Annotated in this window: 15 protein-coding genes; 3 read left to right on the plus strand and 12 right to left on the minus strand. The window is 58.2% G+C overall.

Translation table 11 applies throughout. From position 1 onward, the window contains the following. Positions 1 to 64: 64 nt before the first annotated feature. Complete coding sequence (locus FMN63_RS13085; protein ID WP_148584408.1) at positions 65 to 1465, minus strand: selenium-binding protein SBP56-related protein; 1401 nt, start codon at positions 1463 to 1465, stop codon at positions 65 to 67. 441 nt (positions 1466 to 1906) lie between these two features. On the opposite strand from FMN63_RS13085, the gene yghU reads away from it, so the two are divergent. The 3 genes from yghU (at position 1907) to FMN63_RS13100 (ending at position 6199) form a co-directional block, all read left to right on the plus strand. Next, entirely contained in the window at positions 1907 to 2776 is an 870-nt protein-coding gene (gene yghU, locus FMN63_RS13090; RefSeq protein ID WP_148584409.1) for a glutathione-dependent disulfide-bond oxidoreductase, read from the plus strand. Positions 2777 to 3169: 393 nt separating this feature from the next. Further along, on the plus strand, positions 3170 to 4753 hold the full coding sequence (locus tag FMN63_RS13095) for a Re/Si-specific NAD(P)(+) transhydrogenase subunit alpha (protein ID WP_148584410.1): 1584 nt from the start codon (positions 3170 to 3172) through the stop codon (positions 4751 to 4753). A gap of 12 nt (positions 4754 to 4765) precedes the next feature. Further along, complete coding sequence (locus FMN63_RS13100) at positions 4766 to 6199, plus strand: NAD(P)(+) transhydrogenase (Re/Si-specific) subunit beta (protein WP_148584411.1); 1434 nt, start codon at positions 4766 to 4768, stop codon at positions 6197 to 6199. Positions 6200 to 6519: 320 nt separating this feature from the next. Here FMN63_RS13100 and FMN63_RS13105 read toward each other — a convergent pair whose 3' ends face one another. The 11 genes from FMN63_RS13105 to FMN63_RS13155 form a co-directional block, all read right to left on the minus strand. Then, entirely contained in the window at positions 6520 to 7518 is a 999-nt protein-coding gene (locus FMN63_RS13105) for an ABC transporter ATP-binding protein (protein ID WP_148584412.1), read from the minus strand. Next, the gene (locus FMN63_RS13110) at positions 7515 to 8549 is read right to left on the minus strand and encodes a Gfo/Idh/MocA family protein (RefSeq protein WP_148584413.1); all 1035 of its coding nucleotides are present in this window, start codon (positions 8547 to 8549) and stop codon (positions 7515 to 7517) included. The genes FMN63_RS13105 and FMN63_RS13110 overlap by 4 nt, the downstream gene beginning before the upstream one ends. Continuing rightward, complete coding sequence (locus tag FMN63_RS13115; RefSeq protein WP_148584414.1) at positions 8546 to 9385, minus strand: carbohydrate ABC transporter permease; 840 nt, start codon at positions 9383 to 9385, stop codon at positions 8546 to 8548. Before FMN63_RS13115 ends, FMN63_RS13110 begins: the two co-directional genes overlap by 4 nt. Positions 9386 to 9398: 13 nt before the next feature. Then, the gene (locus FMN63_RS13120; RefSeq protein WP_148584415.1) at positions 9399 to 10313 is read right to left on the minus strand and encodes a carbohydrate ABC transporter permease; all 915 of its coding nucleotides are present in this window, start codon (positions 10311 to 10313) and stop codon (positions 9399 to 9401) included. A gap of 140 nt (positions 10314 to 10453) precedes the next feature. Further along, positions 10454 to 11707 carry an ABC transporter substrate-binding protein gene (locus tag FMN63_RS13125; RefSeq protein WP_148584416.1) on the minus strand — a complete coding sequence of 418 codons (1254 nt, stop codon included), beginning with the start codon at positions 11705 to 11707 and terminating at the stop codon, positions 10454 to 10456. A gap of 763 nt (positions 11708 to 12470) precedes the next feature. Further along, positions 12471 to 13532, minus strand: coding sequence for an ABC transporter ATP-binding protein (locus FMN63_RS13130; protein ID WP_148584417.1), 1062 nt, complete (start codon positions 13530 to 13532; stop codon positions 12471 to 12473). 12 nt (positions 13533 to 13544) lie between these two features. Then, positions 13545 to 14387 (minus strand): carbohydrate ABC transporter permease, encoded by an 843-nt coding sequence (locus FMN63_RS13135; RefSeq protein WP_148584418.1) that lies wholly within the window; start codon positions 14385 to 14387, stop codon positions 13545 to 13547. A gap of 10 nt (positions 14388 to 14397) precedes the next feature. After that, entirely contained in the window at positions 14398 to 15330 is a 933-nt protein-coding gene (locus FMN63_RS13140) for a carbohydrate ABC transporter permease (RefSeq protein ID WP_205514004.1), read from the minus strand. After that, the gene (locus FMN63_RS13145; RefSeq protein ID WP_148584419.1) at positions 15327 to 16583 is read right to left on the minus strand and encodes an ABC transporter substrate-binding protein; all 1257 of its coding nucleotides are present in this window, start codon (positions 16581 to 16583) and stop codon (positions 15327 to 15329) included. The genes FMN63_RS13140 and FMN63_RS13145 overlap by 4 nt, the downstream gene beginning before the upstream one ends. Positions 16584 to 16627: 44 nt before the next feature. After that, positions 16628 to 17791 (minus strand): aminotransferase class I/II-fold pyridoxal phosphate-dependent enzyme, encoded by a 1164-nt coding sequence (locus FMN63_RS13150; protein WP_286192631.1) that lies wholly within the window; start codon positions 17789 to 17791, stop codon positions 16628 to 16630. Further along, on the minus strand, positions 17784 to 18512 hold the full coding sequence (locus tag FMN63_RS13155) for a FadR/GntR family transcriptional regulator (protein ID WP_148584420.1): 729 nt from the start codon (positions 18510 to 18512) through the stop codon (positions 17784 to 17786). The genes FMN63_RS13150 and FMN63_RS13155 overlap by 8 nt, the downstream gene beginning before the upstream one ends. Positions 18513 to 18706 lie beyond the last annotated feature (194 nt).

An 18706-nucleotide genomic window follows, 5' to 3' on the forward strand; every position in this document is an offset into this window, starting at 1 on the left:
CGTGATATAGCCCCGATGCGATGACGGCCCACCAAAGAGCCGTCACACTTGCCTCTTCCAAAACCTAGACCGACGGGAAGCAGAAACTGTCGGTCGAGCAGTCGCCCCCCTCAAGCCGGATCTGGTGCGACCGGTAGCCCTTTGGAAAGTCGACCCAGAAATCCGGATCGAGCGTCAAGCCGCCTCCGGTTGCCACCCGGGCCATCACCATCGCCGCCCCGCCCTCTCCGGGATAGAACTGATCGTCCCATGTGGAATAAAGCGAATTTGTCCAATAGACCCGCTGGCCGTCCCGGCTGATCTCGACCATCTGAGGGCCGTAGCCGAAAGTCTTGCCGTTCGGATGTTTGGTCTTTTTTACAATTCCACCGATCTCGACCTTGCCCGCAAGCACCGGCTTCATCGGGTCTGAGACATCATACTGGTGCATCTCGCCCGTGCCCCAGCAGGCGACATAGAGATATTTGTCGTCGAGGCTGAGATCGATGTCGGTCACCAGCGGCGGAACGGCGGAAAAACCTTTCAGCAATTCTGGCAGGTCCGCAGGGTCGGCCGGTTGTGGGTCAATGGTGATGGTCTTCTTGGCTTCAAACGTGCCGTCGTCCTTGCGCCACCAGGTGAAGATCGCCCCTTGCAGGTTGGTGGTGTCAACGACAACGCCGCAAAAGCCGTATTGTTTTGCGGGATCGTGGGCGGGACGAACCTCCAGGGCCATCTGATGGTTTTCGCCCAGATCGATGGTCTGTATGTTTTTCCGTCCGCGCAGATCCCAGAAATGCAGGCTGTGGCCGTATTTGTTGGACAGAAGATCTTCCGCGACGAGACCGTTTTCGAATTGCGGCGGCAGCCCCCATTCGGACGACACCATGTAGTCTCGCGGCAGGTTCCACCAGAAATCATAATGTTTGTCCTGGACGCCGCGATCCATTTCGTACCGGCCGAGAATGTCAAAGGTCTCGCAGTCCATGATGAAGATGCCTGGAGGCCCGTCGGTGCCGTCAGCGCCACCGCCGCCAAGGGTCGAGACATAGATGCCCTCCGGTCCGCAATGGATCGTGTGCGGGCGGGAATAGCCTGTCTTTGCAAAGAGTTCTTCCGGTTCGATGATCTTGTGAATCTTCGCCTGCAGCGGCTCTTTCACATCGATAATGTAAATGCGCGACGACCGGATGCCCGGAATGATCAGATAACGGCGCTCCAGAAAGGCGTGGCCCGTCAAGGGCGACAGGGCCGACGAACAGGCGTTCCAGCCGAAATGGTGGAATTCGTCGCCCTTGTTCGGCATGAAGACGGAATGCACGATCTTGCCGTAGTCCGGGCTTTCCGGATCGACATTGACGACGGCAAGGCCGTCGGGCTGCGAGAAATCGGGACTGAGCATCAGTGTGAATGCCAGTTTTTCAACTGGCGCTTCCATCGCCATGCGTGGCGTCGGATAAAAACTCGGATCGGGCCTCAAATTCATGTCGTCCTCCCTCAACGTGATGACATTCAAGACGGGATGTCCGCATTCCTTTTCTTGTTTTTGCCGACCTCCCGAATACGTCTCCAATGCTGCTTCTCATGCGCTTTGCACCCGGGTTTTGCCGATGATCTTCTACCGGACAAGCGGCCATTCCGAGTGCAATTCCAAAAGAATGCCTGAAATACGAGCACGGGTCGATGGCGAAAACGCATTCCAACTTCTTGAGAATACATAGAACGCCAAACTTCAATCTCGCCTTCAACTGCAACGGGATTTTCAAGATGCCCGCGTCGACGCAATTATTTGCTCTTGTCCTAAAATCAACCCTAGGCAATCCTGCCATGACCGCCTATCTAATCGTAAGATTGCGATGGATCACGTTGTCCATTGCTCTGTTCTTATCATCCGTTTACCGCACGACCCGTTCCGGAGACTTGCCTCATGAGTGACCCGACCTACACCCCGCCTAAAGTCTGGACCTGGGAACAGCCAAGCGGCGGCCAGTTTGCCAGTATCAACCGGCCTGTTTCAGGTGCGACCCATGAAAAGGAACGGCCCGTCGGCAAACACCCGCTTCAGCTTTACTCCCTGGCGACCCCGAATGGCGTCAAGGTGACGGTGATGCTCGAAGAACTGCTCGCGCTCGGCCACAAAGGCGCCGAATATGATGCCTGGCTGATCAAGATCAACGATGGCGATCAGTTCTCCAGCGGCTTCGTTGAAGCCAACCCCAATTCCAAGATCCCGGCGCTGGTCGACCACTCGACCGACACTCCCACCAGGGTGTTCGAATCCGGCTCCATTCTGCTGTATCTTGCAGAGAAGTTCGGTGAATTCCTGCCCAAGGATCCTGCCAAACGCACCGAAACGCTGAACTGGCTGTTCTGGCAGATGGGGTCAGCTCCCTATCTCGGCGGCGGTTTCGGCCACTTTTATGCTTATGCGCCGGAAAAGTACCAGTATCCCATCGACCGTTTTGCCATGGAAGCCAAGCGGCAGCTCGACGTTCTCGACAAGGCGCTGGCCGAACGCCCCTACATTGCGGGCGACGACTACACCATCGCCGACATGGCGATCTTCCCCTGGTATGGCGGAATGGTCCTTGGCCGCGCCTATGATGCAGCCGAATTCCTGTCTGTTCACGAATACAAGAACCTTCTGGCCTGGGCCGAGAAGATCGATGCACGTCCGGCGGTTGTCCGTGGACGCAAGGTGAATCGGACCTGGGGCGAAGATCACGAGCAGCTTGCAGAGCGTCACGATTCCGCTGATCTGGATGCAAAGGCCGCTCTGGACCCGGCCGCAGAATAAATTTTATTTGGCAGCGGTTCTGTTTTCAGGAACCGCTGCTCCAATTTTTTACACGATCAGTCTTGGATCAATGTGGCCGGATATTTTAGGCGGCCGGGAAAATTCACTATTTCCGGGCCATTTTTGAGTATTCCGGTTTCGGAATGTCCTTTCTCATAGTTTCCAATACCCTTGTTTTGTAAACCCCGTTAAATTTATATCACGCAGCTCTGATTGTGCGTTGCGGCAATACCCGCCAAATTCAGTCGGAAGACACCTTGTCATAAGTAAAATTTTCGTTTCTAAATCTCAGCACGTTTGTGAGGGACAGGGCGCATGGGGGCAGCTTGTTCGCCGAACCGGCCAACCTGCCCCCTCCACGGGCCATTTCCTCGACACTTGCTGGAGAGACGTATGCCAGAAGCCCTAACGATAGGCGCACCAAAGGAAACCTTCCCCGGGGAAAACCGTGTGGCGATGACACCGGACTCCGCTAAGCAGTTGCAGAAGCTCGGCTTCACCTGCCTTGTGCAAAGCGGAGCTGGAACTGCCGCCGGATTTTCCGACCAGGCTTATGAAGAAGCCGGCGTCGAAATCGTCAAGACAGCCGCCAACCTTTGGAAAAAGTCGGACATCGTGACCAAGGTCCGGCCGCCGAACGACAAGGAATTGGGCTATCTGACCAAGGACAAGACCCTGATTTCCTTCTTCAACCCGGGCGGCAACACCGACGGGCTTGAAAAAGCGAAGGAATCGGGTGCGAACGTCATTGCCATGGAAATGGTGCCGCGCATCTCGCGCGCCCAGAAGATGGATGCTCTCAGCTCCATGGCCAACATTGCCGGCTACCGGGCCGTGATTGAGGCAGGCAACAACTTCGGCCGCTTTTTCACCGGCCAGATTACGGCTGCGGGCAAGGTTCCGCCGGCGAAGGTGCTGGTTGTCGGCGCAGGCGTTGCCGGCCTTGCCGCCATTGGCACCTCCACATCGCTCGGTGCAATCACCTATGCGTTTGACGTCCGCCCGGAAGTGGCCGAACAGGTCGAATCCATGGGCGCAGAATTCGTCTACCTGGATTTTGAGGAAGAACAGCAGGACGGCGCCGCGACCGGCGGTTACGCCAGCGTCTCCTCTCCGGAGTTCCGTGAAGCCCAGCTTGCCAAATTCCGGGAACTGGCTCCGGAGATGGACATCGTCATCACCACGGCGCTGATTCCAAACCGTGACGCACCGAAGCTTTGGCTGGAAGACATGGTCAAGGCCATGAAGCCGGGCTCGGTCATCGTCGACCTCGCTGCCGAACGCGGCGGCAACGCGGAAGGCACGGTGAAGGACGAGAAGGTCGTCACCGAAAACGGTGTCACGATCATTGGCTACACCGACTTCCCTTCGCGCATGGCGGCTCAATCCTCCACGCTCTTTGCCACCAACATTCGCCACATGCTGACTGACCTGACCCCCGAAAAGGACGGTCAGATCGTTCACAACATGGAAGACGATGTCATCCGTGGCGCAACGGTGACCCATGAAGGTGAGATCACCTTCCCGCCACCACCGCCGAAGGTTCAGGCAATCGCGGCTAAATCGAAGGAAAAGCCGAAGGAGCTGACGCCGGCAGAAAAGCGCGCGGAGGAAGCGGCTGCCTTCAAGGCACAAACGAAACAGCAGGTGACCCTGCTGGCAATCGGCGGCTTGCTGTTGCTGCTCGTGGGCCTCATCGCCCCGGCCAGCTTCATGCAGCACTTCATTGTCTTCGTGCTGTCCGTGTTTATCGGTTTCCAGGTCATCTGGAATGTCAGCCACTCGCTGCACACCCCCTTGATGGCTGTCACCAACGCCATTTCGTCGATCATTATCCTCGGCGCGCTGATGCAGATTGGATCCGGATCCTTCCTGGTCATCCTGCTGGCTGGTCTCTCCGTCTTCATGGCCGGGATCAACATCTTCGGCGGTTTCCTCGTCACCCGGCGCATGCTCGCCATGTTCCAGAAATCCTAAGGAGGCCGGCAGATGGAATTCGGTTTCACGACCGCCGTTTACGTTGTTGCGGCTGTTCTGTTCATCCTGTCCCTGGGAGGCCTGTCCGGCCAGGAAAGCGCCAAGCGCGCGATCTGGTACGGCATTGCCGGCATGGGACTGGCCGTTGTCGCCACCCTCATCGGCCCGGGCTCGGGCCTGTGGCTGTTGTCTCTCATCCTGATCGCTGCCGGCGGTATCATCGGTTACTTCGTGGCGCAGCGCGTCCAGATGACCGAGATGCCCCAGCTTGTCGCGGCCATGCACTCGCTTGTGGGTCTGGCCGCCGTCTTCGTCGGCTACAACGCCTACATCGAACTCGGCAACGTACTGGCGATGGGCGAGGAAGAGCGCCATGCGCTTGAGGGCTTTGCCGCGATCCTCGCGCACAAGACGCCAATCGAGCAGTCGATCCTGAAGGTTGAAGTGTTCCTTGGTGTCTTCATCGGTGCCGTCACCTTTACCGGCTCTGTCGTCGCCTTCGGCAAGCTGGCTGGCAAGGTGACCTCCAAGGCAGAAAAACTGCCCGGCGGTCACATGCTGAACGCCGGTGCGGCAGCCCTCAGCGTCATCCTGCTGCTGTTGTTCTTGAACGGTGCCGGCATCTGGACGCTGATCCTGATGACACTGCTGGCTTTCTTCATTGGTTATCACCTGATCATGGGCATCGGCGGCGCCGACATGCCGGTGGTGGTGTCGATGCTGAACTCCTATTCGGGCTGGGCTGCGGCCGCCATCGGCTTCTCGCTCGGTAACGATCTCCTGATCGTCGTCGGCGCGCTGGTTGGTTCGTCCGGTGCGATCCTGTCCTACATCATGTGCAAGGCGATGAACCGGTCGTTCGTCTCCGTCATTCTCGGCGGTTTCGGCAACACAACCGGCCCGGCCATGGAAGTGGAAGGCGAACAGATCGCCATCGACAGCGACGGCGTCGTTACAGCGCTCGAAGACGCCGACAGCGTCATCATCGTTCCGGGCTACGGCATGGCGGTTGCCCAGGCGCAGCAATCGGTCAGTGAGCTGACCAAGCGCCTGCGGGCCAAGGGCAAGGAAGTGCGTTTCGCGATCCACCCGGTCGCAGGCCGCCTGCCCGGCCACATGAACGTGCTTCTGGCAGAAGCCAAGGTGCCATACGACATCGTTCTGGAAATGGACGAGATCAACGAAGACTTCCCGTCAACGGATGTCGTGATCGTCATCGGCTCCAACGACATCGTCAACCCGGCAGCCCAGGAAGACCCGAACTCGCCGATCGCCGGCATGCCGGTTCTGGAAGTCTGGAAGGCGAAGCAGGTCTTCGTTTCCAAGCGCGGCCAGGGCACAGGGTACTCCGGCATCGAGAACCCGCTGTTCTACAAGGAGAACACACGGATGTTCTACGGCGACGCCAAGGCCAGCCTCGACAAGCTGCTCACCCAGATCGGCTAGGATCGAACGCAAGAAAACGAAAAGCCGTCCCGGGCAACCGGGGCGGCTTTTTTTGATGGTAGAGGCCCGCCCCATCCACCATCATTGCGGACAAGCGCAACACAAGTTGCGCGCCGATCCGGAACCCGGATATCAGCGTGAGCGCAGCGAACACCGTCACTCTTTCAATTCCGGTTCGGTGTGCCTTCGGCACGAATATATCTGGAGTCCGGATCGGCGTTCGGCTTCGCCTTACTTGTCCGGATTGACGGTCCCTAAAAAAACAAAGGCCACCAGGATCTCTTCCAGGTGGCCTTTGTGTTGTTTCTAAAAGAAGTGTCCTACCCGCGCAATCGCGCGCCGTCCTTGTCGAAATAGAACGACTTGCCGTCCGCAATGCCGAAGCTCAACTCGGCACCTGGCTTGATGTCGTGCTGGCCGAAAAGGCGTGCGGTGATCTGGTGGTCTTTCACCTTTGCAATCACATTGGTGTCGCCGCCAAGATGTTCCACATGCTGTACAGACGCCTTGAGAGGCCCCTGGTCACTCTGGAACAGATCTTCCGGACGCACTCCGAGCGTGCGCGTGTCGCCTTCACTGATCAGGCTTGCGGGCATGAAATTCATGGCCGGTGAGCCGAGGAAGCCTGCGACGAACTGGTTGACCGGGTTGTTGTAAAGCTCCATCGGGCTTCCGACCTGCTCGACACGCCCGGCGCGGAGGACCACGATCTTGTCGGCCAGCGTCATGGCTTCGGACTGATCGTGTGTCACATAGACCATCGAGGTCTTGAGCTGCTGGTGCAGGTTGGCAATCTCCAACCTTGTGTTCATGCGCAGCGCCGCATCCAGGTTGGACAACGGCTCATCGAAGAGGAACAACTTCGGATGGCGCACGATGGCCCGGCCGATCGCGACACGCTGGCGCTGGCCGCCGGAGAGTTCCGATGGATAACGCTCAAGATAGTCTTCAAGGTTCAGCATGCGGGTCGCCTCGGCAATGCGCTCCTCGATCACCTGCTTGCTCTGCTTTTCCTGCTTGAGTGCAAGAGACATGTTCTTGCGCACGTTGAGATGCGGATAAAGCGCGTAGCTCTGGAACACCATGGCGATGCCGCGCCTGCAGGGCGGCGTTGCATTCACGATCTCCCCGCCGATGGAGACCTCGCCGGAGGAAACGTCCTCAAGACCCGCAATCACGCGCAACAAGGTGGATTTGCCACACCCGGACGGACCGACGAAAACGACGAACTCGCCGTCTTCCACCTCGAGATTGATGTCCTTCAGGACATGAACATCGCCGAATGACTTGTTGACGTTCGTCAGGGTTAGCGCCTTCATGGCGTTAGCTCCTTTAGCATGACTGAGTGACCGCTGCGGATGCTCTCGTCGGCGGCAAGGCAAATCGCCAGCGACCGGACCGCATCCTGCATATGCCGGCTGAGATCGATGTTTTCTGAAATCGCGCGAAGCATGAACGCCTGCTCGGCGTCGCAAAGCTCCTGGTGGCCGGGTTCGCCCGGCAGCTTGATGTGCCTATCGCCTTCCGGGCGATGGACCAGAAGCCCGCCGACCCTGGTGTGGCCGTCGACATCGGCGGAGGCGCCCTTGTCGTCCTCAACGATCGAGACGGAGCCTGCTGGCGAGACGACATCCTTCACGAAGAAGGCGGTCTCCGACATCATCGGGCCCCAGCCGGCTTCGTACCAGCCGACCGAACCATCATCGAAGAACACCTGAAACTGTCCGTAGTTGTACATGTCCGGCGCGATTTCATCGGATAGCCGCAGCCCCATGCCGTGGACTTTCACAGGTTCGGCATCGGTGATCTGGCACCAGACATCGACATAGTGCACGCCGCAATCGACAATCGGCGCCGTCGTTTGCATCAGGGCCTTGTGGGTCTCCCACTCAGCACCCGAGCTTTGCTGATTGAGGTTCATGCGGAAGACATAAGGGCCGCCGAGCCCCCGTGCCTCCTCTATCAGGCGAACCCAGGAAGGGTGATGCCTCAGGATATAACCGACCACGAGCTTGCGGCCGGTTTCCCCGGCACAGGCGACCACCCGCTTTGCATCGGCAACGGTTGTCGCAAGCGGCTTTTCGACAAAGACGTCCGCCCCGGCGCGCATTGCCGCGACCGCGTAATCCGCATGGGTGTCGGAATAGGTGGAGATGACCACCAGATCCGGCTTGGTGGTTTCCAACGCTACGGCGTAATCCGTGAAGACCGGATAGCCGGCAAGATCCGCATGGGAGACCTGGCCGGAACGGTTGACGAGACCGACGATCTCGGCGCCTTCATGCTTGTGATGAGCCAGCGCATGGGAGAGCCCCATGTTGCCGAGGCCGACGATCAGAACCCGGATCATTTGACGGCTCCCGAGGTAATGCCGCGGATGAGCTGACGCGAGAAGATGACGTAAAGAACCAGCACCGGCAGGATCGCCATCGAAAGCGCGGACAGGACCGCGTTCCAGTCGGTGACGAACTGACCGATGAACACCTGGCTGCCGAGCGTCAGCGTCTTGGTTTCCTCAGCCGGAGCCAGGATCAGCGGGAACCACAGATCGTTCCAGATGGGGATCATGTTGAAGACTGCGACCGTCGCCATCGCCGGGCGAACAAGAGGCAGCACAAGGCGGAAGAAGATCGTGTATTCCGAAAGCCCGTCGATACGTCCGGCGTTCTTCAGATCGTCCGATACCTGCCGCATGAACTCGCTCAGGATGAAGACCGCAAGGGGCAGGCCCTGAGCCGTGTAGACCAGGATCAGTGCCATCAGCGAGTTGACCAGGCCGGTGGCAACCATCATTTCCAGAATGGCCACGGTGCCGATCCGGATCGGGATCATGATGCCGAGCGCCAGGTAGAGGCCCATCAGCATGTTGCCCTTGAATCGGTATTCACTGAGGGCAAAGGCCGCCATGGCCCCGAAAACCAGAATGAAGGTCAGCGATACCACGGTGACAATCATGGAATTCTGGAAATAGAGGAAGAAATCCCCCTGCTTCATGACCGTCTGGTATCCGATCATCGAGAAACTGTCGGCACTGGGCAGCGCCAGCGGTTCGCGGAAGATCGCCTTGCGGGTCTTGAAGCTGTTGATCAGGATCACGAAGACCGGGAAAAGCGCGATCAGCGTGTAGAGGATCAGGGCGCCGTGCATGGCGGCGGTGTTGAGCGGATTGGTACGCGCCTTGTTCATGTGACGACCTCCCTTACAGCTGATATCTGCGCATCCGGGTCTGGATGCCGAAGAGGTAGAGACAGACGCCGATCAGGATGATCGCGAACATGGCGCTGGCAATTGCCGAGCCCATGTAGGGATCGCCCAGCTGAAGCTGGAACCCGAAGAACGTGCGGTACATGAAGGTGCCGAGAATATCGGTCGAGAAATCCGGTCCGGCCAGCGCCCCCTGCGTTGTATAGATAAGGTCGAAGGCATTGAAATTGCCGACGAATGTCAGGATCGAGATGATGCCGATGGACGGCAGGATCAAAGGCAGCTTGATCTTCCAGAAGGCCGACATGCCGGTGATGCCGTCGATCTCGCCAGCTTCCAGGATCTCTTCGGGAATGGACAGAAGAGCGGCATAGATGAGCATCATCGGAATACCCACGAACTGCCAGACCGAAATGAGCGACAGCGTGGTCAATGCGTATTCTTCCTTGCCGAGCCAGGGTGCGAACAGGGATTTCAGTCCAACGGCATCCAGCATGGAGGGGGCAATGCCCCAGATTGGCGACAGGATCAGCTTCCAGGCGAAACCGACAATCACGAAGGAGAGGATCGTCGGAATGAAGATCGCCGAGCGGTAGAAGGCCGCGAACCTTAGCCGCGGATGGCTGAGAATGGCCGCCAGTGCGACGCCGATCGGGTTCTGAACCAGCATATGCATGAGGAAGAACCAGAAATTGTTTCCCAGCGCGTTCCAGAACTGATCCGACCAGAGCGGATCGCCAAGAAGCGTGGTGAAATTCTGCAGCCCCACGAAGACACGCTCCTGATCGATCTTGCTGTAAAGCGCAAGGCGAAGCGTGTTGAAGAGGGGGAAGATCATCACCGCCGTGTAGACAAGGACCGCTGGGGCCAGAAACACGACGATATGCCAGCGGAAACGAGGCCTGCTCATGAAAAGCTCCGGTCAAATGCCCCGGGCAGGCCTGGCCTCTCCGGGATACAGACGTTCCGGGGGCAAGCCGAAGCCTGTCCGGGAATAGAGTTCCCGGGCGATCCGAATGCCGCCGCGGGAACCATTTTCATTTGTGCAGATTACTTCTGCGGCTCGTACCAGTTAGCCAGGCCTTCCTGCAGCTTCTTGCCGAGAGCCTCTGGTGTTTCCGTGCCCTTGATGGCCGCAGCGGATGCACCCCAGGTTTCGTTTTCCAGGTTTGGCGTGCCCCGAGACAGGATCTGATAGGTGGACCGGATGGTGCTTTCGCACTCGCCGCGCCAGCTAGCGAATTCCTTCGCGAGCGGATCTTCCAGCTCGACGGGTGTCTTGGACAACGGGAAGAAGCCCGGCAGCGCATTGCCGAAGATGGTGGCGAATTCCGGAGAGGCCACCCATGCCAGGAATTCCTTGGCCTGTTCGGGATGCTCGGTCTTGGCGTTCATGCCGATGCCGATATCCGTGTGGTCGGAGATGTAGCATTCGTCACCAGCATTGCGGACCGGCGGCTTGAAGGCGCCCATTTCGAAATCGGCTTGCGCATTGAAGCCGGAAATTTCCCAGCTGCCAGCCGGATAGATTGCGGCACGGCCAAGCGTGAACAGGTTCTGGCTGTCCGGGTAGGTCTGTGCCTCAAAGCCGTCGCCAAGGTAAGGCGCCCATTTTGCCAGCGTGGCGTAAGGCGCAACCCACTGCTCGTCGGTGAGTTTCTGTTCGCCGGCGATCAGAGCCTTGCGGCCTTCCTCACCTTTCCAGTAGTTCGGGCCGATGTTGTTGTAGCCCATGGTGGCCGCTTCCCACTGGTCATTGGTGCCCATGGCCATCGGGATATAGGTGCCGTCTTCCTTGATCTTGTCGAGCGCGGCGAAGAACTCTTCCTCGGTCGTCGGAACTTCGATACCCAGTTCGTTAAACGCGTCCTTGTTGTAGATGAAACCGTGGATCACGGCGGCCATCGGAACGCAGAAGCTTGCCGAGCCATCGTCTGTCTGCCAGGCAGCCTTGGCGACGTCGGAGAAGTTGTCCATGGCATCCATGTCGGACAGATCCGACAGGTGTCCGGCATCATAAAGCGCCAGGGAGGCATCGAACGGGCGACAGGTGATCAGATCGCCTGCAGAGCCGGCGTCGAGCTTGGAGTTCAGCGCGGCATTGTATTCCGTCGGTGCGGACGGGGTGAATTTCAGCTTGATTCCGGGATGCGAGGCTTCGAAAGCCGGAATGATCTTTTCCTGCCAAAGCGCCAGATCATCGTTGCGCCAGCTTTCAATCGTCAGCGTGACGTCTTCGGCATAAGCTGCGGATGTAAGGAGCGCGGTGCTGGCCATCGCCAGTGCGAGAATATTGCGTTTCATTAAGACACCTCCGAAAAGTTCCATCCATCGCTGGACGTTTCAGGTTGTTCGCTCACGGCGTTGGAGTCTCTTCCGTTTCCTGACCCGGCCTGCCCTAATGAGGATTGCCGCTGCCATTCACGTTGTTGTTTTACCGCCAGATACAGAACAACATGCGCTGGAGAACATCAGCCCTCCTGCTCAACGTATATAATACCTATTTGATACCACTTGTCGACCTATTAGTGTAAATTCGTGAAAATCATTTTTTGACAGCTAAATCAAACAAATGAGACAGTTATTGGTATTATATTGGAATTATTTTCTCCAGATTTTCAGCTTAAAAGCACTGTTCTGAAGCTTAGGAGGCCCGCTCAAACGGGTTGAAAGCGCCTTCCGAAGTGACCTTTTGAAAAAAACGGCACACTTCACGCCTGATCAGACAGCTCTGGCCATGCCTGGGCTGTCTTGTCCGCTGGGTCGCAGTAGTCATCCGGCACACAACCTCGGGTCAACGAGCCTCACGCATCCGTCATAACTTTTTGATTTTGATAGAGAAATTCCTTTTCAACGATTTCGGAACCGCAGATCAACCTGCAAATGCCAAACCATGCAGGCAACAGGGCTGCAGTCAGGTGTTCGTTGAAAAAGAAGCTGTTTTCGAAAGCGATCAGGTGACAGGTGATGCCGGGCGCTGAGCGGCTGCTCACGAGCATTGCGCCGGCACCTTGTTAAGAACGCCGGCGCTGATCCACTGTCTGGCTTTCGTCGCGATAACTTGCGCTCAGGCAGCCAGGCGTCGACCATCCGCATCGAACAGGTGGGTCTTTTCAAGATCCAGCGCGATGCCAACCGGGTCACCGGATTTCAGCGCGAAATGACCGTGCTCGCGCACAAGCACCTGACCGATGCCGGGCACATTGGCATGGATGTTGGTGTCCGACCCGAGGTGTTCGACCAGTTCGGCGGTTCCCGAAATATGAGCCTCCTCCGGGGAAACAATGTTGAGATGTTCCGGCCGGACGCCCAACTCCCTAGCGCCTGCCTGAGCGTTTGTCAGACCAACACCGAGGTTTGCCCCGTTCTTCAGCGACAGCCCGCCCTGCTTCGGTTCGATCTCCAGAATGTTCATGGTCGGAGACCCGATGAACTGGGCAACGAACTTGTTGGCCGGAGTTTCGTAAAGATCGAGTGGCGTGCCGACCTGCTGGATGTCGCCGGCATTCAGAACCACAATGCGGTCGGCCAGCGTCAAGGCCTCCACCTGGTCGTGGGTTACATAGATCATCGTTGCCTTCAGCCGCTGGTGCAGCCGGGCGATCTCAAGACGCATCTCGACGCGCAATGCCGCATCGAGGTTGGACAGCGGTTCGTCGAACAGAAAAGCGCTTGGGTCACGCACGATGGCCCGGCCCATGGCAACACGCTGCCGCTGACCACCCGAAAGCTGCTTCGGCAGGCGTTCCGTCAACTTGCTCAGGCCAAGTGTTCTCGCAGCTTCCTGCACCTTGCTCACACGTTCTTCGTTGGCCGCTTTGCGGATTTCCAGCGAAAAGCCCATGTTGCGGGCTACATCCATATGCGGATAAAGCGCATAGGACTGGAACACCATCGCCATGTCCCGGTCACGGGGCGGCACTTCGTTCATGCGTTTGCCGTCAACGGTGAAGTCACCGCCGGAAATCGGCTCCAGCCCGGCGATCATGCGAAGCAGCGTGGACTTGCCGCAGCCGGACGGGCCGACAAGCACGATGAATTCGCCATCGTCGATGGTCAGGTTGATATCGCGCATCACCTCGACGGGACCGTAGGCCTTTGCGATGTTGTTGAGTTCGATACGAGCCATGATCCGGGTCCCCTACCCCTTGACGGCGCCAGAGGTTAGCCCCTGGACCAGATAGCGCTGGATGAAGATGAAGAACAGGCAGGACGGCACGAGAGCGAGGACGCCGGCCGCCATCATCTGCCCCCAATCGACAGAGAACTTCGAAACGAAAGTCAGAAGCCCGACCGGGAAGGTCATCGTGTCATTGGAGTTGATCAGCATGAGTGCGAACAACAGCTCGCTCCACGCTGCGGTGAAGACGAACCCAAGGGTCGCGCCCAGCCCCGGCAGCGTCAATGGCAGGATGATCTTCCTGAGCGCTTCGAAGCGGGTGCACCCGTCAATCATGCCGGCCTCTTCCAGATCCTTCGGAATGCCGTCGAAGAAGGACTGCATCAGGAACGTGGCGAAGGGGATGTTGAAGGCCGTGTAGACGATGATCAGGCTGGTGAGCGAGTTCAGCAGGCCAACCGCAGCAACGATCTTGTAGATCGGCGCAATGATCATCAGCAGCGGAAACATCTGGGTGATCAGCATCAAGGCGATGATCAGGCGTTTGCCGCGAAACACGAAGCGCGAAAAGGCGTATCCGGCAGCAGCAGCTATGGCCGTTGTGATGGCCGCCGTGCCGACGGACACGATCACGCTGTTCTTGAAGTAGGACAGGAAGTCCGTCGCAATCAGAACGGTCTGGAAATTCTCGAAGGTAAACTCGCTCGGAAAGAGCGCCGTCCCTTCCGTGAAGATCAGCTTGTCCGGTGTGATCGCGATCTTGACGAGCCAGTAGAGCGGAAACAGCGCAAAGGCGACGTAAAACCCAAGAGCCAGATATTTTCCCGTGACCGCCAGAGGCGAGCTATTGCGAAGGGTACTCATTGGAAGCACCTCAGATCTTGACCAGTTTCCGGCGCAGCACCAGCAGGATTGCCGCATAGATCAGCAGCAGCCCGAGGAGCGCGACCGCGATTGCGGAGGCATAGCCGAAATCGAGTTTCCGGAAGGCGGTTGTGAAAATATAGGTCGACAGGATCTGCGTGGAGTTTGCAGGTCCGCCGCCGGTCATGACAAAGATGAGATCGGCGAAATTCGCGATCCAGATCGTCCTCAGCATGACGGTGATTGCGATCATCGGCGCGAGGAACGGCAGAGTGATCTTCGTGAAGGACTGCCAGGCCGTGGCGCCGTCGATTTCCGCCGCCTCATAAAGCTCGCCGGGGATGGACTGCAGCGCCGCCAGCAGCGTGATGGCGAAGAACGGAATGCCGAACCAGACGTTGGCGGTCACAGGCCCCCACATGGCAAGATGCTTGTCGCCCAGGATGTTGAACGGCTCAGACAAGATGCCGAGAGCGGCCAACCAGTGCGGCAGTGGGCCGATGGTCGGATTGAACAGCCAGGCCCAGGTGAGCGCCGACAGGAAGGTCGGGACAGCCCAGGGCAGGAACACCAGCGCCTGGACGATGCGCTTGCAGTGGAACTGGGTGTTCAGAAGCATTGCAAGGCCGAGACCCAGGAAAAACTGGAAGAAAATCGATCCGAGTGTCCACCAGAAGGTATTGGTCATCGCCAGCCAGAACTTCCGGTCCGACCACAACGCTTCGAAATTGGCAAGGCCGACCCAGCCCGACTGGAACGGGCGCAGCAGGTTGACGGACTGAAAGGCGTAGGAAATGCCGATGACCAGCGGCACCAGCATCACCAGGGCAATCAGCACGATTGCCGGGGTCAGGTAGAGATAAGGCTCCACCATGTAGCGAAAGTAGAAGGAGGGCCGAGCCCGGGACTTTTTCCCGGGCTCGGCGGTGTCGATCATTGTCATTGCGCGGCTTTCCAGCGGCCATACTCTGCCGTCAGGAACTCAGCCCATGTGTCGGCCAGTTCCTGCGCGGTGAGATCTCCGAGCAATGCTTCCTGACTGGATTCAAGTGCAATGGAATCCGCAAAATAGCCGAACTGCTCCAGATAGGTCGGCATGACCGTCGGGATGTACTGATCGCCATTCAGCGTGTCGAACCAGCCCTTGAACTGCTCGGTCTTGAAGTACGGATCCTGCTCGGCGCCTTCGTGGATCGGGATAACACCAACGCGCTTTGCCCATTCCTTGTTGGCCTCGGGGCTGGACAGATGCGCGATCAGCTTCCACGAAAGATCTTCGTTGCTGGTCGTGTCGAAGATGGCCCAACCGGCGAAACCGATGGTCGGGAAGGCTTTTCCGGCCGGACCGACAGGCATCGGCACCACCGCAAAATCTTCCGGCGCCATACGCTCGGAAACCGCAATCAGCGCGTCCGGGTCCTGATCGAGGAACGCGCAGGTTCCCGAGTAGAAGCCAGCCACGATCTCGTTGAAGCCCCAGCTGACGGAGTCTTTCGGGGCATAGCCCTTCTGGTACATGTCCATCAGGAACTGGATACCTTCGACGGAGCCCGGCTGGTTGATCGTGCTGTTGCCGTCTTCGTCGAAGAAGGTGTTGTCTCCGTTCATGGTGGCGGCCATCATGATCCAGCCGTTGAGCCCACCGGGTCCGCCACGCAGACAATATCCGTATTTTCCGTCCAGCTCGGACACAGCCTTGGCCGCATCCATGAATTCCGCCATTGTGCTCGGCGGATTTTCAACGCCGGCTTCCGCCAGCAGCTTCTTGTTGTAGAACATGGCGCGCAGATAGAAGCCGTAAGGGATCATCCGGGCGGTCTTGCCGTCAGTCTGACGCCCCATGTCCAGGGTCTTCTGGGTTAGCGTGCCGCCATATTCCCAGTTTGCGATCTTGTCGTTGAGGTCAACCAGCCTGTCCTTGTAAATGCCCGCCCAGCGGTCCGGCATTTCAACGACATCCGGAATATCGCCACCGGCGACCATGGTTGCCAGCTTTTCGAAGGCCTGGCCCCAGGGCAGCGAGACGATTTCAACTTCTGTGCCCGGGTTTTCAGCCTCGAAGGCGTCCACTTGCTTCTGCAGCACTTCCGTGCGCTCCGGGCTGGTGATCACTTCCACCAGCTTCAGGGTTTCCGCGCTCGCTGCCGAGCCAGCCAGAAACGCCAATGCGCTAATTGCTCCTATCAGTCCCCTCATGGTTCAACTCCGCTTCTTTCAGGTTTGGTTTGAAATACGCCGTCTTATGTCCGGGCGCTTTTGCTCAGGGCCGTTTCGAAGTCGGCCCAAAGATCGTCAGGGTCTTCCAACCCCAGGCTGAGGCGTACGATCCTGTCGGAGACGCCAAAGCGTTGCATTGAATTCTGTTCACCCGCCTGATTGAGGCCGATCCGCGTCGGCAGGATCAGGCTTTCGAACCCGCCCCAGCTGACGCCAAGACGGAACAGCTTCAGGCTGTCGGCAAGGTTCGGGATATCGACGTTGTCGTTCAGCGCGACGGACAAAAGGCCCGAGCGGCCGGTCAGGCCGGGAACGATGTTCGGACCGGGTGAATACACCGCGCTGACATGCGGGTGGTTCGACAAGCGGTCGACAAACAGATTTGCGGTTGCCTGGTGCTGACGCATGCGGGGCCCAAGCGTGCGCACCCCCCGCGTCAACAGAAAGGCCTCGAAAGGCGCCAGCTTGCCACCCAGTAGGGGCAGCGTCAGGTCCCGGATGCTGTCGATGAACTCCCGGCTGGCCACCACCACACCGGCAACCGTATCGGAATGGCCCGACAGATATTTGGATGCGGAATGCAGCACGATATCGATGCCGAGGGTCAACGGACGCTGGAACAGCGGCGTTGCCCAGGAATTGTCGACCACCGTTATGGTGCCGTGCTTCTTGGCGTGAGACGCGACGACCCCGAGATCCATCGTCTGGAAGACAATGGACGTCGGACTTTCCAGATAGGCCAGCTTCACTCCTTTGAGCAGATCCGGCTCTGTCTGGAACTCCTCGACAGAGTGATAGGAGACGCCAACACCGAAGGGCCTCAACATGCGCTCAAGCAGGCGGTAGGCGTCCGGATAGACATGTTCGATGCAGGCAATACGGTCGCCCGGCTTGACGAAGGCAAGAATGGTTGAGGAAATCGCCGCCATGCCGGACGCAAAACCGATTGCAGCCTCGCCTTCTTCCGCCTGCGCCATCAGTTTTTCAAACGCAGCCACCGTGGGATTTTGGACGCGGGTGTAGAGCGGCTCATTCGAGCGGCCCGCCATGCGGTCTTCGAAGGCCTGATAATTCTCGAAGGTGAAAAGAGACGTCTGCACGATTGGCGGAGCGACGGCGCCTCCACTTTCGGCAGCTGCCGTCAGCAGCGTCTCGATCGAATATCCACCCGGCATAGCGTCAGCCATCGTGTTCCTCTGAAATTTTCTGGGTTTCGGCACAAACCATGTCGATGATCATTCCGGCCAGTTCCGCGGCCTTGTCCTCGTCGCCGGCGATGATCGCATCGGCAAGCGGGCGGTGCAGCGGAATGGTGTCCTGACCGAGATGCGGTTTGCCGAACGGTGCATCGTAAATGTCGTGAAAGGCTTTCTGAATCTGTTCAATGAACTGGCTGAACAGGGGGTTCCCGGTCGCATCGTGAATGGCGTTGTGAAAACGGTGGTCTGCCGGGCGCCAGTCCTCACCAGCCTCATAGACCGCCATCAGTTCCGCCGCCCGGGCATTGATAATCAGCCGCTGCTCAGGCGTTGCGGATCTCGTTGCGATGCGCACCGACTCGATTTCCAGAGGCCGGCGAACCTGTTGCGTGCGCAACAGACTATCAGCCTCATGTTTGATGGTCAGTGCCACACGCAGTGTGTTCGTTGAAATTTCCGCGATGAGCCTTGTACCGGCGCCTTTGTTGCGACTGACGACACCCATGCTTTCCCAGGTTTTGAGCGTCTCGCGAATGGTCGACCGGCCAAAGCCGAGACGGCGCACCAGCTCCAGCTCCGGTGGCAGTCGATCCCCCACCTTGAGGCCTTCCTGCTCGATCAGGCCGATCAGAGCACGCGGCACATCCCGCGGCTCTCTCGCTGATCCGGACGCCGCTTCCGGTTTCGGCTGTTGTGCATTTTCCGGCATGGACAGATGTCGACCCCACTTGTTTCATAGTCACGTTAGCACTTTGTCTGACATTGTAAAGACTTTGTCAGACATAGTTTTTCCTCTGAGCTTTACCCTCCTCAAGTATCTGTTTTGTTTGATATTTTTTAAATCCACCACGGAGGAGCAGCTCCAACCAAGACTGTTCATCTCAGTATTGCCCTAACATCCGG

This window comes from Stappia sp. BW2, assembly GCF_008107695.1.
Lineage (GTDB): Bacteria > Pseudomonadota > Alphaproteobacteria > Rhizobiales > Stappiaceae > Roseibium.